Origin of the sequence: Micromonospora sp. FIMYZ51, from assembly GCF_038246755.1 — a bacterium.
In the GTDB taxonomy this organism is placed as follows: domain Bacteria; phylum Actinomycetota; class Actinomycetes; order Mycobacteriales; family Micromonosporaceae; genus Micromonospora.
Map to the genome: position 1 here is coordinate 5313326 of NZ_CP134706.1, position 20963 is coordinate 5334288.

The 20963-nt window shown below is 71.3% G+C and carries 19 protein-coding genes; 7 read left to right on the plus strand and 12 right to left on the minus strand.

What is annotated here, in order from left to right:
• Nucleotides 1–69: 69 nt before the first annotated feature.
• The 3 genes from QQG74_RS23695 to QQG74_RS23705 all read right to left on the minus strand — a co-directional run bounded on the left by QQG74_RS23695 (nucleotide 70) and on the right by QQG74_RS23705 (nucleotide 4038).
• Nucleotides 70–1476, minus strand: coding sequence for a 3-deoxy-7-phosphoheptulonate synthase class II (locus tag QQG74_RS23695; RefSeq protein ID WP_341716938.1), 1407 nt, complete (start codon nucleotides 1474–1476; stop codon nucleotides 70–72).
• Nucleotides 1477–1716: 240 nt separating this feature from the next.
• Nucleotides 1717–2202, minus strand: a complete 486-nt coding sequence (locus QQG74_RS23700; RefSeq protein ID WP_341716939.1) for a hypothetical protein — start codon at nucleotides 2200–2202, stop codon at nucleotides 1717–1719.
• Between the two features lie 228 nt (nucleotides 2203–2430).
• Nucleotides 2431–4038, minus strand: a complete 1608-nt coding sequence (locus tag QQG74_RS23705) for a glycosyl hydrolase family 18 protein (protein WP_341716940.1) — start codon at nucleotides 4036–4038, stop codon at nucleotides 2431–2433.
• Nucleotides 4039–4695: 657 nt separating this feature from the next.
• Here QQG74_RS23705 and QQG74_RS23710 point away from each other — a divergent pair.
• The 5 genes from QQG74_RS23710 (at nucleotide 4696) to QQG74_RS23730 (ending at nucleotide 9288) form a co-directional block, all read left to right on the plus strand.
• Nucleotides 4696–6036 (plus strand): glycine betaine/L-proline ABC transporter ATP-binding protein, encoded by a 1341-nt coding sequence (locus QQG74_RS23710; protein ID WP_341716941.1) that lies wholly within the window; start codon nucleotides 4696–4698, stop codon nucleotides 6034–6036.
• Nucleotides 6033–6920, plus strand: a complete 888-nt coding sequence (locus QQG74_RS23715; protein WP_341716942.1) for a proline/glycine betaine ABC transporter permease — start codon at nucleotides 6033–6035, stop codon at nucleotides 6918–6920. The genes QQG74_RS23710 and QQG74_RS23715 overlap by 4 nt, the downstream gene beginning before the upstream one ends.
• An 89-nt stretch (nucleotides 6921–7009) precedes the next feature.
• A complete protein-coding gene (locus QQG74_RS23720) occupies nucleotides 7010–7909 on the plus strand; it encodes a glycine betaine ABC transporter substrate-binding protein (protein WP_341716943.1) in 900 nt (299 codons plus the stop codon).
• An 81-nt stretch (nucleotides 7910–7990) separates the two neighbouring features.
• Nucleotides 7991–8482: a glutathione peroxidase gene (locus QQG74_RS23725; protein ID WP_341716944.1), complete on the plus strand. Its 492-nt coding sequence runs from the start codon at nucleotides 7991–7993 to the stop codon at nucleotides 8480–8482.
• A 128-nt stretch (nucleotides 8483–8610) separates the two neighbouring features.
• Complete coding sequence (locus QQG74_RS23730) at nucleotides 8611–9288, plus strand: NADPH-dependent F420 reductase (RefSeq protein WP_341716945.1); 678 nt, start codon at nucleotides 8611–8613, stop codon at nucleotides 9286–9288.
• A 7-nt stretch (nucleotides 9289–9295) separates the two neighbouring features.
• Here the strand turns inward: QQG74_RS23730 and QQG74_RS23735 are convergent, their stop codons facing one another.
• From QQG74_RS23735 to QQG74_RS23770, 8 genes are all read right to left on the minus strand, one after another.
• On the minus strand, nucleotides 9296–9973 hold the full coding sequence (locus QQG74_RS23735) for a hypothetical protein (protein WP_341716946.1): 678 nt from the start codon (nucleotides 9971–9973) through the stop codon (nucleotides 9296–9298).
• Between the two features lie 293 nt (nucleotides 9974–10266).
• On the minus strand, nucleotides 10267–11775 hold the full coding sequence (locus tag QQG74_RS23740) for a helix-turn-helix transcriptional regulator (protein ID WP_341716947.1): 1509 nt from the start codon (nucleotides 11773–11775) through the stop codon (nucleotides 10267–10269).
• A 12-nt stretch (nucleotides 11776–11787) separates the two neighbouring features.
• Nucleotides 11788–12351, minus strand: a complete 564-nt coding sequence (locus tag QQG74_RS23745) for a GNAT family protein (RefSeq protein WP_341716948.1) — start codon at nucleotides 12349–12351, stop codon at nucleotides 11788–11790.
• A gap of 31 nt (nucleotides 12352–12382) precedes the next feature.
• A complete protein-coding gene (locus tag QQG74_RS23750; protein ID WP_341716949.1) occupies nucleotides 12383–12733 on the minus strand; it encodes a DUF2203 domain-containing protein in 351 nt (116 codons plus the stop codon).
• Between the two features lie 27 nt (nucleotides 12734–12760).
• Nucleotides 12761–13579: a pyrroline-5-carboxylate reductase gene (gene proC, locus QQG74_RS23755; RefSeq protein ID WP_341716950.1), complete on the minus strand. Its 819-nt coding sequence runs from the start codon at nucleotides 13577–13579 to the stop codon at nucleotides 12761–12763.
• A gap of 134 nt (nucleotides 13580–13713) precedes the next feature.
• Entirely contained in the window at nucleotides 13714–14742 is a 1029-nt protein-coding gene (locus QQG74_RS23760) for a 6-phosphofructokinase (RefSeq protein WP_341716951.1), read from the minus strand.
• A gap of 267 nt (nucleotides 14743–15009) precedes the next feature.
• A complete protein-coding gene (locus tag QQG74_RS23765; RefSeq protein ID WP_341716952.1) occupies nucleotides 15010–15420 on the minus strand; it encodes a pyridoxamine 5'-phosphate oxidase family protein in 411 nt (136 codons plus the stop codon).
• A 67-nt stretch (nucleotides 15421–15487) separates the two neighbouring features.
• A complete protein-coding gene (locus QQG74_RS23770; RefSeq protein WP_341716953.1) occupies nucleotides 15488–15985 on the minus strand; it encodes a polyadenylate-specific 3'-exoribonuclease AS in 498 nt (165 codons plus the stop codon).
• A 261-nt stretch (nucleotides 15986–16246) separates the two neighbouring features.
• Here QQG74_RS23770 and QQG74_RS23775 point away from each other — a divergent pair, with 261 nt between their 5' ends.
• Nucleotides 16247–16939 (plus strand): Crp/Fnr family transcriptional regulator, encoded by a 693-nt coding sequence (locus tag QQG74_RS23775; RefSeq protein WP_341716954.1) that lies wholly within the window; start codon nucleotides 16247–16249, stop codon nucleotides 16937–16939.
• Nucleotides 16940–16994: 55 nt separating this feature from the next.
• On the opposite strand, the gene QQG74_RS23780 is transcribed toward QQG74_RS23775, so the two are convergent.
• Complete coding sequence (locus tag QQG74_RS23780) at nucleotides 16995–17207, minus strand: hypothetical protein (RefSeq protein WP_341716955.1); 213 nt, start codon at nucleotides 17205–17207, stop codon at nucleotides 16995–16997.
• Nucleotides 17208–17385: 178 nt separating this feature from the next.
• On the opposite strand from QQG74_RS23780, the gene QQG74_RS23785 reads away from it, so the two are divergent.
• On the plus strand, nucleotides 17386–20928 hold the full coding sequence (locus QQG74_RS23785; RefSeq protein WP_341716956.1) for an adenylate/guanylate cyclase domain-containing protein: 3543 nt from the start codon (nucleotides 17386–17388) through the stop codon (nucleotides 20926–20928).
• The last annotated feature ends 35 nt before the right edge of the window (nucleotides 20929–20963 follow it).

Sequence of the window (20963 nt, forward strand, 5' to 3'; positions counted from 1 at the left end):
GCTCCGTCCGGTCAGTCATGGCCGACCTCGCCGCCGCCGACGGTACGGCTCGTCGGCGCACTCCGCGCGTCAGCCACGGAGCATCTCCGCCACCAGGAAGGCCAGCTCCAGCGACTGCTGGGTGTTCAGTCGCGGGTCACAGGCGGTCTCGTACCGGTCCGGCAGGTCGAGGTCGGCGATGCCCTGGGCGCCACCCAGGCACTCGGTGACGTCCTCACCGGTCAGCTCGACGTGCAGCCCACCCGGGTGGGTCTCCAGGCCCCGGTGCACCTCGAAGTAGCCGAGCACCTCGTCGACGATCCGGTCGAAGTGGCGGGTCTTGTAGCCGTTTGACGACTCGTGGGTGTTGCCGTGCATCGGGTCGCACTGCCACACCACCTTCGCCCCGGCGGCGGTCACCTTTGCCACGATCGGCGGCAACGCGTCGCGTACCTTGTGGTTGCCCATCCGGCTGATCAGGGTGAGCCGCCCGGGGATGTTCTCCGGGTTCAGCTTCTCGCACAGCTCGATCGCCTCGTCCGGGGTGGTGGTCGGGCCGAGCTTGACCCCGATCGGGTTGGCGATGCGGGAGATGAAGTCGATGTGCGCCCCGTCGATCTGCCGGGTCCGCTCGCCGATCCACAGGAAGTGCCCGGACAGCCCGTACGCCCGGCTGCCGGAGACCCGGGTCAGCGCCCGGTCGTACTCCAGCGCCAGGGCCTCGTGCGAGCAGTAGAGGGTGACCGTACGCAGGGCTTCGTCGTCGGTCATCCCGCAGGCCCGGATGAAGGCCAGGGCCCGGTCGATCTCCCGGGCGATCGCCTCGTACCGCTCGCCGGCCGGCGAGTTGCGCACGAAGCCCTTGTTCCAGTCGTGCACCGCGTGCAGGTCGGCCAGCCCACCGGCGAGGTAGGCGCGGAGCATGTTCATCGCGGCGGCCGAGTTCGCGTACGCCCGGATCATGCGCTGCGGGTCGGCGACCCGCGCCTCCGGCGTCGCCTCCAGCGAGTTGATCATGTCGCCGCGGTAGGCCGGCAGGCCCCGGGCGTCGGTCGGCAGCGACCGGGGCTTGGTGTACTGCCCGGCGACCCGCGCCACCTTGACCACCGGCAGCGACGCGCCGTAGGTGAGCACGATCGCCATCTGGAGCAGCGTGCGGGCGTTGGCCAGCAGGTGACTCTCGGTGTTGTCGGCGAAGGTCTCCGCGCAGTCGCCGCCCTGGAGCAGGAACGCCTTACCCTCACAGACCAGCGCGAGGCGCTGGCGCAACTGGTCGACCTCGTACGGGGCCACCACCGACGGAACCTTGTCGAGCACCTTGCAGACCTCGGCGACCTGGGCCAGGTCCGGCCAGGGCGGGGTCTGGGCGCGGGGCAGTTCCCGCCAACGGTCCAGGCCGAGGGCCGCGTCCTCGGCGGAGTCGACGGTCGGACGGCTGGTTTGCAGCACCGGGCTGCCCACCGCCGGATGACTCAGCTGATGCCACTCATGGCGCATGACAGAAAGCGTACGGCGACCGGCGCGGTGACCGACCGGCGAGGGGCCGGGTTCCGGCAGATGGACGACGACAAGGTCCGATCCTGCTCCCCGGCGGCCTGCGGGTGGCGGGGACCGTGCGGGTGGTGGTGCGGGTGGCGGGGACCGTGCGGGTGGCGGGGACCGTGCGGGTGGCGGGGACCGTGCGGGTGGCGGGGACCGTGCGGGTGGCGGGGACCGTGCGGGTGGCGGGGACGCAGGTCAGGGCGACGGCGCGGGCTCGGGGCTGTTCCCGCCGGGCCGCTCGTCCGAGATGCACCAGTCGAGCCCGTCCCGGGTGACCGTGAACAGCAACGGACGGTCCGCCTCGCGTTTACCCACGGCAACCGTGACCGAGACGCTTACCTCCTGCCCGGCCGGCCCGGACCGGATGTCGAGGATCTCCGCGGCCGGCACCTCGAAGTGCTCCGCGAAGTCGCCGTTCGGCCCGGTGGCCGCCCCGTCGAACGTCTCGTGCAGCACGGCGCAGAGCTGGCTGCGCCCGGCCGCGACATCCTTGGCCGCCATCGCGTCCAGGTACGCCTGCACCCGCTCCCGGGACTTCGTCAGGGCCTCCTCGGCCGCCGCCCGACCCGGCTGCTCCGCCTCGTCCGCACCGCCGCCGACGAGCCCGCAGCCGGAGAGCGCGAGCGACATGGTCGTGATCACGACGGCGGTGGCCGCCGAGCGCCCGTACCTGACCCGCATCGTCACCTCCACCAACGGACATCGAGACCCATCCGAGCGGACGAGTCTGTCACACCCGGCCGAGGTGCAAGGAAGGGCCCCTTGTTATCGCTTTCTGTATAGGAAGGGCCCCCTGTTAACACTTCACCCCGGCGAGCCGGCCGGTCAGCTTCCCCGGCAACCCGGCACGGACGGGGAGGGGCCGGTGCGGGCCCCTCCCCGTCGGTGGGTGATGCGTCGGCCGTCGGCTCAGCCGAGACCGCCCTTGATGGCGCCGATCAGCTCACCGTTGCTGGTGTCACCGGAGAGCTCCCAGAAGAAGGCGCCACCGAGGCCCTGGTTCTTGGCGTACGTCATCTTGCCGCCGATTGTCGACGGGGTGTCGTAGCTCCACCAGTTGCTGCCGCACTTGGCGTACGCCGTACCGCCGATGGTGCCGGTTGCCGGGCAGGTGTTCTTGAGCACCTTGTAGTCCTCGATGCCCTGCTCGTAGGTGCCGGGGGCCGGCCCGGTCGCGGTGCCGCCCGGCGTGGTCTGGGTCACCCCGGTCCAGCCCCGGCCGTAGAAGCCGACGCCGAGCAGCAGCTTGTTGGCCGGGATCCCCTTGCTCTTGAGCTTCTGGATGGCCGCGTCCGACCAGAAGCCCTGCTGCGGGATGCCGGTGTACGAGTAGAGCGGCGAGTGCGGGGCGGTGGGACCCTGCGCGTTGAAGGCGCCGAAGTAGTCGTACGTCATCGGCATGATCCAGTTGAGGTGCGTCGCGGCACCGGCGTAGTCGGTCGCGTCGATCTTGCCGCCGTTGCTGCCGTCCGCGGTGATCGCGGCGGTGACCAGTGCCGACGAGCCGAAGCGGGCACGCAGCGCGCTGGCCACGTTCCTGAACGCGTTCGGGCCGCTGGCGTCACAGGTCAGGCCGCAGGCGTTCGGGTACTCCCAGTCGATGTCGATGCCGTCGAAGACGTCCGCCCAGCGCGGGTCCTCGACCAGGTTGTAGCAGCTCTCCGCGAAGGCGGTGGGGTTCTGCGCGGCCTGGGTGAAGCCGCCGGACCAGGTCCAGCCACCGAAGGACCAGATCACCTTGAGGTGCGGGTACATCTTCTTGAGCTTGCGCAGCTGGTTGAAGCTGCCGCGCAGCGGCTGGTCCCAGGTGTCGGCGACGCCGTCGACGCTGTCCGCGGCGGTGTACGCCTTCTCGTAGTCGGCGTAGCTGTCGCCGATGGTGCATCGGCCGCCGGTGGTGTTGCCGAAGGCGTACAGGATGTGGGTCAGCTTGGCGGCGGAGCCGCTGGTGTGGATGTTCTTGACGTGGTAGTTGCGGGCGTAGACCCCCCACTGGGCGAAGTAACCGACCACCTTCTGCCCGCTCGGCGGCGGGGTGGTCGGCGGCGGGCTGGTCGGCGGCGGCGGCGGGGCCGTCGTGGTCGGGGGTGGCGCGGTCGTGGTCGGGGGTGGCGTGCCACCGCCGCAGGCCGCGCCGTTGACGGTGCAGTTCACCGGCGCCCGGTACGCACCGGTGCCGTTGTAGCCCCAACTGAAGGAGGCGCCCGGGGCCAGCGCACCGGCCCAGCTCTTCTTGACCGCGACGTAGCGGTTGCCGTCGCGGGTGACGTCGGCGTCCCAGGAGCTGCTGATGCTGGTGCCCGAGGGCAACTCGAACTCGATACGCCAGGTGCTGACGCTGGCGTTCGAACCGTTGGTGATGGTGACCCTCGTCTCGTGACCGGTCCCCCAGTCCGACACCCGGCTGAACGAGGTGGTCACGCTTCCGGCGCCGAACGCCGAGGCCATCGGGACCGTGGCGACGGTCACCGCGACCACGGCGCCGACCCAGAGGGCCCGGCGGAGCGATCTTCTCATGTTGGCGTCTCCAAACAGTTAGGAAACTTTCCAAAAGGTTGAGGAGACGCTACTCACACGACACCACTTCGTCAAGATGTGCATGTATCGATCCCAACGCCGACCAGGACCGTGACCACCCGACCTCGACCAGCGGGTCACCACCGTCCGACCTCGACCGGCCGACCGGACCCGGCGCCGCCCGACGGGCGCGTACGCCCGCACCGGCGCAACGCGACCGGGCACCTCACCCGGCACCCGACTGCGGCATGACGACAGGCGTGGCGCGATTTGACTACGGAGCGGAATCCCGGCAACGGATTTGTAGGTCCCATGTAGGTATCACATAGGTTCCATGTAGGTACTGTGTACGTTCCGTAAAATCCGCTTCCATCGATTGGCGCGACCACCCCCTCCAGCATCCGGATATGCGGTCTGAATCGCCGTGCAATCGGGCACAAATGTTGACCAAAATCACTCGTTGCAGCGGTTTCGGTGGCTACCACCTCGCGCTACGACGCGGTCGTCGCCTTGCCACTCGGGGATGAGCGTCAGGTAGGGTCGCTCAGTTCCCGCCCACTGGGGCTACTGCCGGCAAGCGCGACGACATGACGGATTTCGATGGGCCCCGCCCCACGCCCGTTGTCTGGAATGGTCGTCACACCGGATGTCCGTTGGATGGAGACCGTGTCCGTACTCAGAGTGAAATCCCTATACAAAATTTATGGGAACCGCGCCGAAAAAGCGGTCGAACTTCTCAGCGACGGTGCACACCGGGACGAGAAGCTGGCCGGGCTGCCGGTGACGGCGGCGGTCATCGACGCGAACTTCGAGGTCCGGCGTGGCGAGATCTTCGTGGTCATGGGGCTGTCCGGTTCGGGCAAGTCCACCCTGATCCGGATGCTCAACGGCCTGCTGACCCCGACGCACGGCACGGTGGAGGTCGACGGAGTCGACATCACCAAACTCAAGCCCGCCGCGCTGCGGAAGCTGCGCCGCGAGAAGATCAGCATGGTCTTCCAGCATTTTGCGCTGCTACCGCACCGCTCGGTGCTGGACAACGCTGGCTACGCGCTGGAGGTGGCGGGCCTGCCGAAGGCCGAGCGCCGAGAGCGGGCCATGGAGGCACTGCGGATGGTCGGCCTGGACACCTGGGCCGACAAGCTGCCGCAGGAACTCTCCGGTGGCATGCGCCAGCGGGTCGGCCTGGCCCGCGCGCTCGCCGCCGGCACCGACATCATGCTCATGGACGAGGCGTTCTCCGCACTCGACCCGCTCATCCGTCGCGAGGTCCAGGATCAGCTGCTCGAACTACAGGCCCAACTCGGCAAGACGATCGTCTTCATCACGCACGACCTGAACGAGGCGATGCGCCTCGGCGACCGCATCGCGGTCATGCGGGACGGTCGGATCGTCCAGGTCGGCACCGCCGAGGAGATCCTCACCGATCCGTCCAACGACTACGTGGCGCAGTTCGTCGCCGACGTGGACCGGACCAGGATCCTCACCGCCTCGTCGGTGATGGAGCGACCGCTCGGCGTGGTCGATGTGGATTCCGGCCCCCGGGTGGCCGCCCGGGTGCTGCGCGAGACCCAGACCACGGCGGTCTACGTCACCGGGCGGGACAAGAAGTTCCTGGGTACGGTCACCGCCGACGCCGCCACCGCAGCCGTCCGTGACGGCGGGCAGAACCTCCGGGAGATCGTGTCGACCGAGGACGTCCGGACCGTCACCGAGGAAACGCCGGTGGCGGACGTCTTCGCGCCCTGCGCGACGAGCCCGCATCCGGTCGCCGTGGTCGACACCGCCGGGCGACTAGCCGGTGTGATTCCGCGGGTCACCCTGCTCAGCGCGCTGGGCAGCCTGAGCACCGAGGTCAACGACGCCCGGGGTCGGACGTCGACGTCGACCGTGCCGCCGGAGGCGACCCAGCCGTCGCCGGCCGGCGACGAAGCCCCACCACCGGCGGCACCGCCTGCGACCGTACCGCCGGTCCGGCTGGAGGGAGAGCCCGCATGAACAGTGCCGACGGACTGACCGACCTGGTGCCGTACATCAAGATCGGCGCGGCGTTCGAGGCCGCCGTCGACTGGTCGACCGACCACATGTCCCCGGTCTTCGACGGCATCGCCACCTTCGTCGACGCGCTCGTCGGGCCACTGGCGGACCTGCTGACCGCGCCGCCGGCGATCGTCGTCACCCTCATCTTCGCGGGTCTCGGCTGGTGGCTGCGCGGCTGGAAGTTCGGCCTCGGCACGGCCCTGGGTCTCACCCTGGTCGCCGGCATGCCGTTCTGGGAACACACAATGAACACCCTGGCCCTGGTCCTGGTGGCCAGCGGGCTGGCCCTGCTGTTCGCCGTACCGCTTGGCATCTTCATCGCAGAGAACCGCCGGGCCTCGGCGCTGGCCCGTCCGGTGCTGGACCTGATGCAGACGATGCCCGCCTTCGTCTACCTGATCCCGGCCATCTTCTACTTCGGTGTCGGCGCCGTGCCCGGGGTGCTGGCCACCGTGGTGTTCAGCATGCCGCCCGGGGTACGGCTGACGGAGTTGGGCCTGCGTCAGGTCGACCGGGAGGTCATCGAGGCCGGCGAGGCGTTCGGCGCCTCCCCCTGGACGATCCTGCTGCGCACCAAGCTGCCGCTGGCGTTGCCGACCATCATGACCGGCGTCAACCAGGTCATCATGCTGGCGCTGTCCATGGTGGTCATCGCCGGAATGGTCGGTGCCGGTGGCCTCGGCGAAGTGATCATGACGGCCCTCGCCCGGGTCCAGGTCGGCGCGGGATTCGAGGGCGGAATCGCCGTGGTCATCCTCGCGGTGGTACTGGACCGCCTGACCGACTCGATCGGCGCCCGCACCGCCTCCGCGAAGGCGCAACGCGCCGCGCAGCAGACCTGACCCACTCTTCCCGGCCTACGCAGGGAAGTCACGGTGCCGGCGCCCTGCCTCGTCAACGCGAGTTCCGCCGGCGAACGAAAGGAACTGGTATGTGGAGTAGTAGATCGCTGCGCCGGGTCGCGCTGGCGGCCACGGCCGCCCTGGCGCTGACCGGTGCCGCCGCCTGCGGCAACGACTCCGGCGACTCCGCCGGCGGCGACAAGAAGATCACCATTGGCTACATGGCCTGGGACGAGGCGATCGCCGCCTCCTACCTCTGGAGCAACCTGCTGGAGGAGAAGGGCTTCGACGTCGAGCTGAAGAACGTCGAGGCGGGCGTCGTCTACCAGGGCCTGTCGACCGGGGACATCGACCTGTTCCTCGACGGCTGGCTGCCGCAGACCCACGCCTCCTACTGGGAGCGCTACGGCGACGACCTGGAGAAGATCGGCGTCTGGTACGACAACGCCAGCCTCAGCATCGCCGTGCCGGAGTACGTGACCGGCATCGACTCGCTGGCCGACCTGGCCGCCAACGCCGACACCTTCGATGGCCAGATCATCGGCATCGAGCCGGGCGCCGGCCTGACCGCCGCCACCCAGGACAAGGTCATCCCCGAGTACGACCTGACCGGGAAGCTGAACCTGCGGACCTCGTCGACCCCGGCCATGCTGGCGGCGCTGGACGGCGCGATCAAGGACCAGAAGCCGATCGTGGTGACCCTGTGGCACCCGCACTGGGCCTACGCGAAGTACCCGCTGAAGGACCTGGCGGACCCGAAGGGCACGCTCGGCCAGGCCGAGGAGATCACCACTCTGGCCCGCAAGGGCTTCAGCGCGGACTTCCCCGAGGCCACCGAGATGCTGAAAAAGTTCAAGATGGACGACGAGCAGCTCGGCTCGCTCGAGGACCTGATGTTCAACGTGCACACCGACAACGAGGAGAAGGCTGTCGAGGAGTGGCTGAAGGCCAACCCGGACTTCGCCCCGGCACTGGGCGCCACCTCCTGACCTGCCCCTGAGCGGTCCGCCGCCGGTGGCGGGGGCAGCGTCCCCGCCACCGACCCGGCGCCCGGCGGGTAGCCTCGCGCCATGTCCGTCTTCGACACCCAGATCAACTCCCTCACCGGCGGCCCGGCTGATCTCGCGCAGTACCGGGGGCGCGCCCTGCTTGTGGTGAACGTCGCCTCCCGCTGCGGCCTCACCCCGCAGTACGCCGGCTTGCAGGCCCTACAGGACGAGTACGCCGACCGTGGCCTGGTGGTGCTCGGCGTTCCGTGCAACCAGTTCGCCGGCCAGGAGCCCGGTAGCTCCGCAGAGATCAGCGAGTTCTGCCAGGTCAACTACGGAGTCACCTTTCCGCTCACGGAAAAGGTCGAGGTGAACGGTGCCGACCGCCATCCGCTCTACGCGGCCCTGGTGAACACTCCCGACGCCGACGGCCACACCGGTGACGTCCGCTGGAACTTCGAGAAGTTCCTGGTCGCACCGGACGGCACCGTGGCCGCCCGGTTCGCCCCGACGGTCACCCCCGACGACCCCGCGCTGCGCTCCGCCGTCGAGAAGACCCTGCCCACCCCGTAGCCATCCGGATCGACCGCCACCGGCTCGGCAAGGCATGCCTGCGGCGGGTGGCTGCTTCAGGTCCACGTGGCGGAACGGGCGGGTAGGTTCGGAACCTGGGGGGTCGACGTACGGCGAAAGGAGTGCGCGTGTCGGTCGTGGGGTTGATCGGAAGCGGGCAGATCGGAAGCACCGTGGCACGGCTCGCGGTGGCTGCCGGGTACGAAGTGGTCTTGAGCAACTCGCGCGGGCCGGACACCCTGGCCGACCTGATCGACGAGTTGGGGCCGGCAGCGAGTGCGGGCACCGCCGAGGCGGCGGCCCGCGCCGGTGACCTGGTGGTGGTCAGCATCCCGCTCAGGTCGTACCGGGCGGTGCCGCCGCAGCCGCTGGCCGGCAAGGTGGTGATCGACACCAACAATTACTACCCACAGCGCGACGGTCAGTTCCCCGAGCTGGACGAGGGCAGCGCCACCAGCAGCGAACTGCTGCAACAGCACCTGCCCGAAGCCAGGGTGGTGAAGGCGTTCAACAACATCTTCTTCAAGCACCTGCGCACCCTGGCCCGGCCCGCTGGCGCGGCGGACCGCAGCGCGCTGCCGATCGCCGGCGACGACGCCGAGGCCAAGGCCGTCGTCACCGCCTTCCTCGACCGGATCGGCTACGACGCGGTGGACGTCGGCACCCTCGCCGACAGCTGGCGGTTCCAGCCGGACACCCCGGCGTACGGCAGCATCTACTCCGCCGACCCGGCCAACTGGGAACAGGAGTCCCCCGGCGACGCCGGCAAGCTGCGTGCCGCGCTGGCCAAGGCCGAGCGAAGCTGACCTGCCACTAGGCTTCCCGCGCGGCGCCGTCCACGGTGGCCCGCAGCCCGTACCAGCCGATCGCGGCCACCAGGCAGACCTGTAGCAGGTAGTCCACGATGGCGACCGCCCGGCCGAACTCCGCAAGCGGCAGCGCCACGAAGACCACGGCGTACCCCAGGGCGGCGATGATCAGCGGGCGGGGCATGGTCCGCGCGATCAGGGCCCCGACCAGACCCAGCAGCATGCCCACGACGATCGTCAGCTGGCTGCCGACGATGCCCGGGAGCACCCAGTCCAGGTTGTCGTTGAGGACGTCGAACAGCGCGCGTCCCTGCGGCTCCGGCAACACCGCCGGGTCGGCCGCGTACGCGAACGGAAGCACCTCCGCGGTGATCACCAGCGCGAACACCACGCCACCGAGACCGACCAGGAAGGCCCCGACCAGGTTCAGCACCCCGGCCCGGCCCCTGCCGAGCCGGACGATGAAGACCGCGGCGGCGACCCAGGACACGGCGTACGCCGGACCGCCCAGGTAGCTGTTCATGGGCCAGTAGGCAGTGCCCAGTTGGCGGATCTCGTCGTAATCAATCGAGCCGTCGAACGGCGGCTCCCAGATCATGAACACGGTCCGGCCGAGCAGGGACACCAACAGCAGGACGAAGAGGGCGACGAGTGCGACGCGGCGCAGGTTCGGGACGGACACGGTGTGAGCCTCCGTTGATCGAATGGTGGCTCACCGTGCCCCCGGACCGCCCACACGGGCATCGGCCTCAACACCTATCTTCAGAAAACGCCAGCTCAGCGGCACTGCTCAGCAGGCTCAGCAGTCGCGGCGGACGGCTCAGCAGTCGCGCTTGGCCGACAGAGCAGCCGCGCACTGGACGGGGTTGAGCAGTTCGCGCTGGGCGGGGTTGAGCAGCGCGCTGGGCGGGCTGAGCAGCGCGCTGGGCGGGCTGAGCAGCGCGCTGGACGGGCTGAGCAGCGCGCTGGACGGGCTCAGGGGCCCTGCTGGGCGTGCTCAAGCCAGATCCGCGCCGCCTGCACCCGCCGGTTGGTGGTCCCGCCGGGCGTCAGGTCGAGCTTGACGAAGATCGCGCGCAAGTGGGCGTCGACCGTACGCTCGGACACCACCAACTGCGCCGCGATCCCGGCATTGCTGGCCCCCTCGGCAAGCGCGGCGAGCACCTCACACTCACGCGCCGTCAACCCCCCGACCGCCACCGCCCCAGCCGCCGACACCGCCCCGCCCGTACCCGCCGAACCGCCCGTACCTGCCGCACCGGCCGCCGACACCGCCCGGCCAGTGCCCGCCGCCTGGCCCCCGCCCGGGGCTCCAAGCGGGGACGTCGCATCTTCCGGCGCGGCATCCAGGGTCCCGCCCTTCGCCGCTACCCGTCCCGCCGCGACCGCCGTTCCCGCTGGCGATGTCGCCGCCGGATCCACCGGCCCGAAGCGTGGCCAGGGCAGGACGGGCGTGAGCGTACGCGCCAGGCGGGCCGTGCCGACCCAGGCCGAGCCACCGATGAGGACCGTCAACGCCGAGACGAGCAGGGTGACCGAGGTCGGACCGAGACTGGAAGCGGGAGCGGCCACGATCGTGCCGATGCCAGTGATCAGCAGGCTCGCGGCGGCCAAGCCGGCGACCCGGACCACGACGGTGACCTGACGGGGCTCGGCGGCGCCCCGGGCAGCGGCGACCGCGCAGCCGACGGCGAACAGAGCAGCGCCCGACAGCGCCACCAGGAAGGCGACCGAACCCAGCGACGGTGACACGTCGCCGGGGCTGCGGACAACCGCCAGGAGCAGGCAGAAGGCGACGGTGAGCGGCGCCGCGGTGGTCGCCGCAGCGGCAATGCCGAGCCGCGCCCGGACGGCCTCGTGCGAGCCGAGGGCTGCCCGCCAGAGCGTCACCGGCAGCAGGAGCAGGGCAACCAGCCCCAGCAGGGTGGCGGCGGTGCCGACCGGTGCGAGCGCTGTCCGCCACGACTCCCCGGCGATCGTCGGAAGCCCCGCGAACGGTTCGCTCGCCGTGGTCAGCAGCGCGTTGACGAGCGTGACCGCGCCCAGCGTGAAACCCACGGCCCGGTGCGTCCAGGGGGTCGCGGAACCGGTGCGGACGGCGGCCGAGGCGGTGAGTTGCAGCAACGCGAGCGGCGGGATCCAGGCCGGGTTCCACGCCGCGACGGTCGGCCCGGCCCAGGAATGCCCGGCCGCGACCGTGGCCACCGCCAGGACGGTGAGCATGAGGTACGCGAGCAGCGACGCGGCCAGCCCAGCCGCCAGCCGGCCGGCGGCGCGGTGGCCCGACCGGGTCAGCCGGACAGCCGCGACGGTAGCGGCCGTGGCCGCCACGGCCAGAGCACCGGAGCCGACCGGATCGGTCGCGAAGCCGCCGTGGCCGGCTGCCCCCAGGGCGGCCAGCGCGACGACACCCGTACCGGCCGTGCTCGCGGCGACCACCGGCAGGACCTGCCGGACCGGTGCCGGTCGGACGAGAGCCGCCATGCCCGCCGTACCCTAGTTTTCGTCGCCAGCCCGGCGGGCCCGCCACTCGGGAGCCAGCAGCGACCAGACCTCAAGATCGCGCCGGCCGTCCGGCCCCGGGGACACCTCGCGCAGTACGCCGTCGCGGCGCATGCCGAGCCGACGGGCCACCGCGATGCTGCGTACGTTGCCGGCAAGCACTCGCCACTCGACCCGGTGCAGCCCGCGCTCGTCGATCACCCAGTCGATGAGTCGGCTGACCGCACGGGTCACCAGCCCGCGCCCCTCGGCGGCCGGCTCCAACCAGCAGCCCGCCTCGCAGACTCCGGTGTCGACGTCGAGCGACACGAGCAGCACCCCGCCGACAAGCGTGCCGTCGCACCAGATGCCCCAGATGCCGCCATCGTCGCGGGCCCACCGCTCGGCGTAGCGCTGCAACACGTGCCGCGCCCGGTCCAGGTCGGTGGCGATGAAGGCCGGCGCGACCCAGGGCGTCATGTTCTTGCGCGCCCGGTCCAGGTTGGCCAGGAACTCCTCGGCATGCCACGGATTGAGCGGACGCAGCTCGGCGTCGGCGGTCAACGGCACGGCAAACATCAGCGTCCTCCCGAAAGGAGCCTGGGCAGGGTCAGACCGGGCGGCGGCCGGCGAAGCCGCAGTCGGCGCGGTGGTACCAGCGCACGTCGGTGTCCCCCTCCAGCCAGCACCAGAGCACCGGTCGGCCGGCACGCTCGCCGGGGAAGTCGAGCAGCACCGGGGCCACGCCCTTGACCTCGATGCCGTGCTGCCGCAACTCGTCGAGGATCGCGTGCAGCCGGGCTTCCAGCCCCTTGACCTCGGGCCGGCCACCGAGCGCGCTGAGGCCGTGGGTGGCCAGGTCGGTCTGCAACTCGGTCAGGTCGGCCCGGACCCGGATCAGCTCGTCGATGCGGGGGCGCAGGGTGGCCACCAGGTGCCGGGCCTGGGCGAGAGTGAACACCGCGCCAGTATGGCACCGGAGGAGGACTCACTCGGCCTGGGCGGCCAACTCCCGGGCCCGGTCGCGGGCAGCTTCCAGGGCGGCCAGCAGTGCTGCGCGTACGCCATGATTTTCCAGCTCGCGGATCGCGGAGATGGTGGTGCCGGCGGGCGAGGTGACCGCCTCGCGCAGCTTCACCGGATGCTCGCCGGAATCGCGCAGCATCACCGCCGAGCCGATCGCGGTCTGCACGATCAGGTCGTGCGCCACCTGACGAGGCAGGCCGAGCAGGATGCCCGCGTCGGTCATCGCCTCGACCAGGAGATAGAAGTAGGCCGGGCCGGAGCCGGAAAGCGCGGTCACCGCGTCCTGCTGGCTCTCCGGCACCCGGATCGTCGCGCCCAGCGGCTTGAACAGCTCCTCGGCGAGCGCCAGGTGCTCGCCGGTGGCGTGCGCCCCGGCGGAGATTGCGGTCATCGCCTGGTCCACCAGGGCAGGCGTGTTGGTCATCACCCGCACCACCGGGGTGCCCTCGGGCAGCCGGCGGCTGAAGAAGGCGCTCGGCAGGCCGGCGCAGAGCGAGATCACCAGCTTGTCGGCGGGCACCTTGGGGCCGACCTCGTCCAGCAGCACCGCCGCGTCCTGCGGTTTGACCGCGACGGCCAGCACCTCGGCCTCGTCGACCGCGGCGAGATTGTCCACCACCCGTACGCCGTACCGGGTAGTCAGCTCCTCCGCGCGTGCCGGTCGGCGGGCGGTGGCCAGCAGCCGGTCCACCGGCCAGCCCGAGCGGAGCAGCCCGGAGAGCATCAGCTCACCGATCTTGCCCGCGCCGATCACCGCGACCGTGTGCTTGCCGCCCACCATGCCACCGACCCCTCTACTCGTTCCCGTCCCACCGCACGGCCCACCCGGGGTCCGGTCCGGGCATCGTCGGAACTCCGCTGGCGGCGACGATGCCCGGACCGACAGGACCCGGTCGGGCGGCGCGGGGCAGTGGCTCAGCTGCCGAAGAAGACCTCTGCCTCGGCGTAGCGCTCCAGCGGGACGGTCTTCAGCTCGCGGGTGGCGTCGGCGAGCGGAACGCGGACGATGTCCGTGCTCTGCATCGCAACCATCTTGCCCCAGTCGCCCTCGTGCGCCGCGTCGATCGCCTGCAGGCCGAGCCGGGTGGCGAGCACCCGGTCGAAGGCGGTCGGGGTGCCACCGCGCTGGATGTGCCCGAGCACGACCGTGCGAGCCTCCTTGCCGGTCTTGGCCTCCAACTGCTCGGCCAGCCACTGGCCGATGCCGCCGAGCCGGACGTGACCGAAGGCGTCCAGCTCCTGGTTCTGGAGGACCATCTGGCCCTCCAGCGGCTGAGCGCCCTCGGCGACCACGACGATCGGGGCGTACTGGTGCTGGAAGCGCTTCTCGACGTAGCCGGCGACCTGCTCGACGTCGAACTGCCGCTCCGGCAGCAGGATCACGTTCGCGCCACCGGCCAGGCCGGCGTGCAGGGCGATCCAGCCGGCGTGCCGACCCATCACCTCGACCACCAGGGTGCGGTGGTGGCTCTCGGCGGTGGTGTGCAGCCGGTCGATCGCCTCCATGGCGATGTTGACCGCGGTGTCGAAGCCGAAGGTGTAGTCGGTGGCGCCCAGGTCGTTGTCGATGGTCTTCGGCACGCCGATGACGTTGACGCCCAGCTCGTGCAGCTTGGTGGCGACGCCGAGGGTGTCCTCACCGCCGATCGCGATCAGGGCGTCGACACCCTGCGTGCCCAGGTTCTCCTTGATCCGCTCGACGCCATTCTCGATCTTGAAGGGGTTGGTCCGGGAAGAGCCGAGGATCGTGCCGCCGCGCGGCAGGATCCCGCGGACCTCCGCGATACCCAGTGGGCGGGAGAGTCCTTCCAGCGGCCCCTTCCAGCCGTCCCGGAACCCCACGAACTCATGGCCGTAGCTGGCGACGCCCTTGCGGACCACCGCCCGGATGACCGCGTTGAGACCCGGGCAGTCGCCGCCGCCGGTGAGCACGCCGATACGCATGATTCGCTCATCCTCCTGGGGAGCATCTGGTCAAGCCCGATCAAGCCCCAGGATATGTGTCAGGTCAGACCATCGGCGCCGTTGCCGGCCCGGGGCGGGCCGTCACTGCGACTGTAGTCGCCACCGGCCCCGGTCCGACACCGCGCCCCGCTACCCGCCAGTAGCCGAGCCGCGCCCGCCGCCGCCCGTCCGACGCGCTCGCTGCCGTTTGTTAAAAGGGGGCCCTTCCTATACCGCAGGCGTTAACAAGGGGCCCTTCCTTTCACTTCACCACGTCCAGTGGCGGGCGTCGGTGATGTGTACGGCGATCAGGGTCAGACCGGCCGCGTCCGGGCCGTCCGGGAACCAGGGGGCCAGCTCCGGCTGCCAGAGCTGCTCGGCCCGCTCCGGCTGGTAGCTGTCCCGCGCGGTGCCGGTGAGCGACATCCAGCGCCGCTGCACCGGTACGCCGAAGCTGATCTCGACCTCCGGGTTGACCCGCAGCTGCCGGACGGTGGACGAGCCCGCGTGGGCCAGGAACCACAGCTCGCCGTCGTACTCCGTCTGCGGCAGGAGCATCGGCCGGCCGGAGAGTCGGCCGTCGAGGGCGATGGTGGTGAGTGTGCAGACCCGGGCGGCCCGGATCAGTTCGGTGACCCGCTGCCGGCCCGCCGCGACGGTCATCGCCTCGTCATCCATACCGTCGGCACTCCCTCGCATCACCCCGTTTGGCCGAACCCGATGCCCTGGGTGGGACGAGCCAAACCTACGAACCGGTCATCGCTCGCCAGCGGGCCAGGTTGTGCCGGGCGTCGACAAGTGCGTCGTGCCGGGCCGCGGCGGCGTTGGGCAGTCGCGGTCGGCCCCGGTCGTCCCAGAGCTGCCGCAGCTCCTTGGTGAACCGGGGGATCTCCCGGGGCAGGGTGGGCATCGAGCCCCAGAGCTGCGCCAGCGCCACGTGGTCGTACGCGGCGTACCAGGCCCACAGCTCCAGTTCCTCGCCGGGGCGTTCCCGGATCGGTTCGACCAGGAAGTCGTACAGCTCGTCGCGGATGCGCTCCCGGGACCGCCAGGCGCGGTCGGCCGGCGAGGGTAGCTTGTCCAGCACGTTGCGGCGTACCCAGGGCACCGCCCGGGACGCGTCGAATTCGGTGGAGACCGCGTAGAACTCGCGGCCGTACTCGTCGACGACGCCGATCGACACCAGCTCGACGGTCCGGCCGTCCTCGATGAACTCGCAGTCGTAGAAGTAGCGGTAGGCCATCCCCGTCATCCTCGCCCACGCCCCGGCGGCCGGCACGACCGGGGCGCACCTCCCGGGAGCGCTCTCCGCACGTGCGGTGGAGGGCATCCGCAGCTAAAGCGGTCACGGAAGTGATTTGAGGGGTGTACAGCACGCGACCGGAGCGTCATGATCTGATGTGTACCGCTGCCGGACGCCGAACGGGTGTCAGATCACCTCGTCAGGGGCCGCCAGGCTCACCCGGTGAGCGAATTGGGTCCTTGACCGGGGAGGGGTGGGGCCGTGGAGATGCGCCTGCCGGAGCCGGGCGACGCGCTCACGGGTGTCGAGATGTTCGCCGGGCTGGAGCCCGAGGTCCGCCAGCGGGTGATCGCCGCAGCGGTGCCCCGGACGTACCGCAAGGGTCAGTTGCTCTTCGTGGAGAACGACCCGGGCGAGTCGCTCATCGTGCTGCGCCGTGGCGCGGTGGCCGTGTTCCGCACCGCGCCGACCGGCGAACGGGCGGTGCTGTCGGTGATCCGCCCGCCCGACGTGCTCGGTGAGGTCTCCCTGCTGGACGCCTCCACCCGCTCCGCCTCGGCCGAGGCGATCGAGGACTGCGCCGCCCTCGCCCTGTCCCGGGGCGCCTTCATGGAGCTGGTGCACTCGAACCCGCGCATCCTCGACGCGGTGATGCGCTCGCTCGGTGGGCTGATCCGCCGGCTGACCGAGCAGAACGCCGACCATGTCTTTCTCGACCTGCCCGGCCGGGTGGCCAAGACGCTGGTCCGGCTCGCCGGCGAGAGTCAGGCACCGATGATCACCATCGAGCTGAACCAGAGCCAGCTCGCGGAGATGGCCGGCGGTTCGCGGCAGAGCGTCAACCAGGCGATCGGATCCTTCGCCAACCGGGGTTGGCTGCGTACCGAGGGCCGCCGGATCGTGGTCACCGACGTGCCGGCGCTGCGTCGGCGCGCCGGCATGAACGACCGCTGAACGACCACGTGGGGCCGGGGCGCGTGCGCGCCCGGCCCCACGTGATGCGCCTCGATCAGGGCTGGACGCTGCCCGGACCGACCCACTCGGCGCCACCCGGCCCGACCCACTCGCTGCCGTCCTTGGTGCCACCGCCGTTGCCGGAGCCCGCCTGCTCGCTGACGATGCCCTCGGCCTGGAGAGCGGCGAGCGTCGCGGCGTCGACGTCGACGGAGTCACCAGCCAGGTGGGTCACTCCGTTGCCGTCGGTCCACTCCTTCTGAAGCATGACGTAGACCATAAAACTGTCCCCCTGATCAGCAACTCGACGATCGGCTGCCTGAATCTAGCCGTTCCCGGGTGACCCATGGAGGCTGGTGCAGTGTCCACAAGCCAACAGCCCGGTACCCGACAGAGCGCTGGTCCGCGATACTCGACCGGGTGCCTGTTGGCGTAGGGGCCGGCCAGTGGAGGGTGTCATCGCCGCGCGATGTGACCGCTGTGGACGCACCGCCTCCGACGGCGACCGCTTCTGCGGTGGCTGTGGGGCGGAGCTCGGCTCGGTCTGCGCACACTGCCTGCGACCGCTCGCCACGGACGTGGCCTTCTGCACCGCCTGCGGCGCGCCCCGGCCGGGCAGCGGACAACCGGCCGCCATCGCCCAGGAGGACCGCCGCCGGGTAAGCGTGCTCTTCGTCGACCTGATCGACTTCACGCCGTACGTCGAGCGGGCGGACCCGGAGCTGGTCCGGGGCATGCAGACCGGCTTCTTCTCGGCCGCCCGCCGGGTGGTCGGCCAGTACGGCGGGGTGGTGGAGAAGTACATCGGCGACGCGGTGATGGCGTTGTTCGGCGCGCCGGTGGCCACCGAGACCGACGCGCTGCGCTGCGTACGGGCCGGGTTGGAGCTGCAACGGGTGCTGACCCGGTTCACCCCCACCGGCACCGACGGGCTGCGCTTCCGGGTCGGGGTGGCCACCGGCGAGGCGCTTGTCGACGTGGCCGCCGCCCGCGACGGCGGGCAGGCGATCGTGGCCGGCGACGTGGTCAACACCGCGTCCCGGTTGCAGTCGGTGGCACCGCCGGGCGGGGTCCTCGTCGACGGCACCACGCACGCGCTGACCCGGGACACCATCCGCTACGCCGAGCAGCCGCCGGTCACCCTGCGTGGACGGTCCGCGCCGACCGAGGTCTGGTTGGCGCTGGCCGCGGTACGTCAGCAGCCCACCGACCGGGAGCCGGACGCCACCCCGCTCATCGACCGCGAACACGAGCTGGGCATGCTTGTCAACGCCCTGCACCGCAGCCTGCGTGACCGACGCCCGCAGGTGGTCACCGTCTTCGGTCGGGCCGGGATCGGCAAGAGCCGGCTGATCCGCGAGCTGCACCGGCACACCGGCCGGCTGGTCGACGAACCGCTGACCTGGCGCACCGGGCGGTGCCCGCCGTTCGGCGAGAACGTCACGTTCGCCGCGCTTGCCGACATCGTCAAGGCCGAGGCGGGCATCCTGGACACCGATCCGGCCACCAGCGCCGCGCAGCGGCTCGGCACGGCCGTGGCCGAACTGGTCGGCCCCGGCGAGCGGGACCGGGTGGCCGACGCGCTTCGTCCGCTGGTGGGTCTGCCGGGTCCGCCGCTGCCGGCCGAGGAGGCCGAGTCGGCGTGGCGGCGGTTCCTGCTGGCGCTGGCCGCCCGCCGCCCGACCGTGCTGGTCTTCGAGGATCTGCACTGGGCCGACGACGCCATGCTGCGTTTCGTGGAGTTGCTCGGCGCGGCGGCCCGGGACGTACCGCTGCTGCTGCTCTGCACCGCCCGCCCCGAGCTGATCGAGCGGGATCCGAGCTGGGCCGGCACCATCACCGGCTCGGTGACGATCACCCTGCCGCCGCTGCGGGACACCGGCATCGCCGCCCTCTACGCGCACATGTTCGGCCAGGCCGCGTTCTCCGCCGATCTGCTCTCCCCGTTGATCGAGGTGGCCGGGGGTAACCCGCTCTACGCCCACGAGTACGTCCGGATGCTGATCGAGCAGGGCGCGTTGCGCCAGTCCGGGCGGGCCTGGTCGCTGGAGAAGCACCTGGACCTGCCGATGCCGGAGAGCGTGCACGCGGTCATCGCCAATCGGGTCGATCTGCTCGACGCGAAGGACCGGGCGGTGCTGCTGGCCGCGGCGGTGGTCGGGGTGCAGTTCTGGCCCGGCGCGGTGGCCGCCGCGGTCGGGCAGTCGGTCGAGTCGGTCGAGCGGGCGCTGCGCCGGCTTGAGCAACGGGACTTCGTGCACGAGCAGAGTGCTTCGACGATGGCCGGGCAGCCGGAGTACCGCTTCCGGCACGTGCTGGTGCGCGACGTCTGTTACCAGCGGCTACCGCGCACCGAGCGGGTGGCCCGGCACGAACGGACGGCCGACTGGCTGGACACGCTCTCGCAGAGCCGGGACACCGACCTGGCCGAGGTGCTGGCCCATCACCGCTGGGCGGCGCACGAGATCGCCCGGTCGCTGGGCATGGAGACCTCCCGCTACGCCGGGCCGGCCCGCGCCGCGCTGCACCGGGCGGCCCGCCGGGCGTACGCGCTGCACGGGCTGGACGCCGCCGCCGGGCACGCCGGTCGGGCGCTCGGGCTGGCCGACGACTCGGACCCGGTGGGCCGGCTCCAACTGGAGCTGCTCAGCACGGAGATCTCCTTCTACCGCGACGGCAACGCGTTCCTGTCCAGCGGCGGGCCGGAGCAGTTACCGGCCCTGGCCGACCGGCTGCTGGCGTACGGCGACGAGGCGTGTGCCGCGCGGGCCTGGACGCTGCTCGGCCAGGCGGCCTGGCTGCGGGCCGACCGGCAGGCCGCGCTGGCCTGCCTGGACCGCGCCGTGCAGCTGTTCGAGCCGCTGCCGGACAGCGCCCAGAAGGCGGACGCCTATGCCGAGCTGGGCCGGTTGCACATGCTCAACTACGAGCGGGACGCGGCGGTGGCTGCGGCGGACACCGCCGTCGAGATCGCCGACCGGCTGGGGCTCACCGAGACCGGGACCAACGCCCGGATCACCGCGGCCACCGCCCGCTACCAGGCCGGCGATCGGTCCGGTCTGGACGAGTTGTACAACATCGTCGAGTTCGCCCGGGCCCGCCAGTTGCTCGCGTTGCCGCGGGCCATCCAGAACCTCGCGTACGCGGTCTGCGAGGAGGGCGACTCGCGGCGCTTCGACGCGCTGTTGTCCGCCTCCCCGGCCCGGACCGCGAGCGGACAGTCGCTGACCACCAGCTACTCGGCCGAGGCGGTCCGGTCCTGGTTCGCGGGCGACTTCGGTCGCTTCCTGGCCGCCGCCGAGGCGTTCGTGCACACCCCGACCGGCAGCTGGGACATGCAGGTACGCGGCCTGCGGGCGGTCCTGCTGGTGCTGCGTGGCCAGCCGGTTCCGCCGGCCGACCCGGGGCGCGACGACGTGGCCGACGCGTTGGACACCGCCCGGCGCAGCGGCTTCCACCGGGTGCACTGGACGATGCTGGCGATGGGCGCGCTGTGCCGGGCCCTACAGGGGCGTACCGACGAGGCCGCCGCCCTGGTCGACGAGTTGGCCGAGGCGTGGACGGCGGTGCCGGCGCTGGCCAGTGGCGAGTGGATCGCCGCGGCCAGCTGGGCGGCCACTCTCGCCGGGCGCAAGCCGGCGGCCCGGGTACGCGGCATGTTGGACCAGGTCGGTCACCGTACGCCCTGGTCGGAGGCGGCGCGGCGGATCGTGACCGGCGCGCTTACCGGCGCCGACGGCGATCACCGGCACGCGGCCGACCTGTTCCTGGCCGCCGCCGAGCTCTACGCCGGGATTCCCGCCCTCAGTGACCGGATGCTGGCGCTGGTCTTCGCGGTGCGGGAGCTGGCTGCGGTCGGTGATCCGGCGCCGACCGAGACCGAGGCGCTGCTGACCGAGGTGCGCGCCTTCGCGCACCGCAACGCCGCGCCCGGCCTGCTCGCCCTGGCCCACCCGCCCACCGGCGACGCCCGCCCGCTCGCCGGCTGAGCCGAAAGCGGCGCGCACGCTGCGCACAAACGGAC

What these genes read in the sequence shown, in the direction of transcription:
- QQG74_RS23760 (WP_341716951.1), bottom strand. Translation starts at nt 14,742, where the DNA reads ATGCGTATCGGCGTGCTCACCGGCGGCGGCGACTGCCCGGGTCTCAAC.
- QQG74_RS23725 (WP_341716944.1), top strand. Translation starts at nt 7,991, where the DNA reads ATGTCCGTCTTCGACACCCAGATCAACTCCCTCACCGGCGGCCCGGCT.
- QQG74_RS23780 (WP_341716955.1), bottom strand. Translation starts at nt 17,207, where the DNA reads ATGCTTCAGAAGGAGTGGACCGACGGCAACGGAGTGACCCACCTGGCT.
- QQG74_RS23695 (WP_341716938.1), bottom strand. Translation starts at nt 1,476, where the DNA reads ATGCGCCATGAGTGGCATCAGCTGAGTCATCCGGCGGTGGGCAGCCCG.
- QQG74_RS23715 (WP_341716942.1), top strand. Translation starts at nt 6,033, where the DNA reads ATGAACAGTGCCGACGGACTGACCGACCTGGTGCCGTACATCAAGATC.
- QQG74_RS23720 (WP_341716943.1), top strand. Translation starts at nt 7,010, where the DNA reads ATGTGGAGTAGTAGATCGCTGCGCCGGGTCGCGCTGGCGGCCACGGCC.
- QQG74_RS23765 (WP_341716952.1), bottom strand. Translation starts at nt 15,420, where the DNA reads ATGGATGACGAGGCGATGACCGTCGCGGCGGGCCGGCAGCGGGTCACC.
- QQG74_RS23770 (WP_341716953.1), bottom strand. Translation starts at nt 15,985, where the DNA reads ATGGCCTACCGCTACTTCTACGACTGCGAGTTCATCGAGGACGGCCGG.
- QQG74_RS23740 (WP_341716947.1), bottom strand. Translation starts at nt 11,775, where the DNA reads ATGGCGGCTCTCGTCCGACCGGCACCGGTCCGGCAGGTCCTGCCGGTG.
- proC (WP_341716950.1), bottom strand. Translation starts at nt 13,579, where the DNA reads ATGGTGGGCGGCAAGCACACGGTCGCGGTGATCGGCGCGGGCAAGATC.
- QQG74_RS23745 (WP_341716948.1), bottom strand. Translation starts at nt 12,351, where the DNA reads ATGTTTGCCGTGCCGTTGACCGCCGACGCCGAGCTGCGTCCGCTCAAT.
- QQG74_RS23705 (WP_341716940.1), bottom strand. Translation starts at nt 4,038, where the DNA reads ATGAGAAGATCGCTCCGCCGGGCCCTCTGGGTCGGCGCCGTGGTCGCG.
- QQG74_RS23700 (WP_341716939.1), bottom strand. Translation starts at nt 2,202, where the DNA reads ATGCGGGTCAGGTACGGGCGCTCGGCGGCCACCGCCGTCGTGATCACG.
- QQG74_RS23710 (WP_341716941.1), top strand. Translation starts at nt 4,696, where the DNA reads ATGGAGACCGTGTCCGTACTCAGAGTGAAATCCCTATACAAAATTTAT.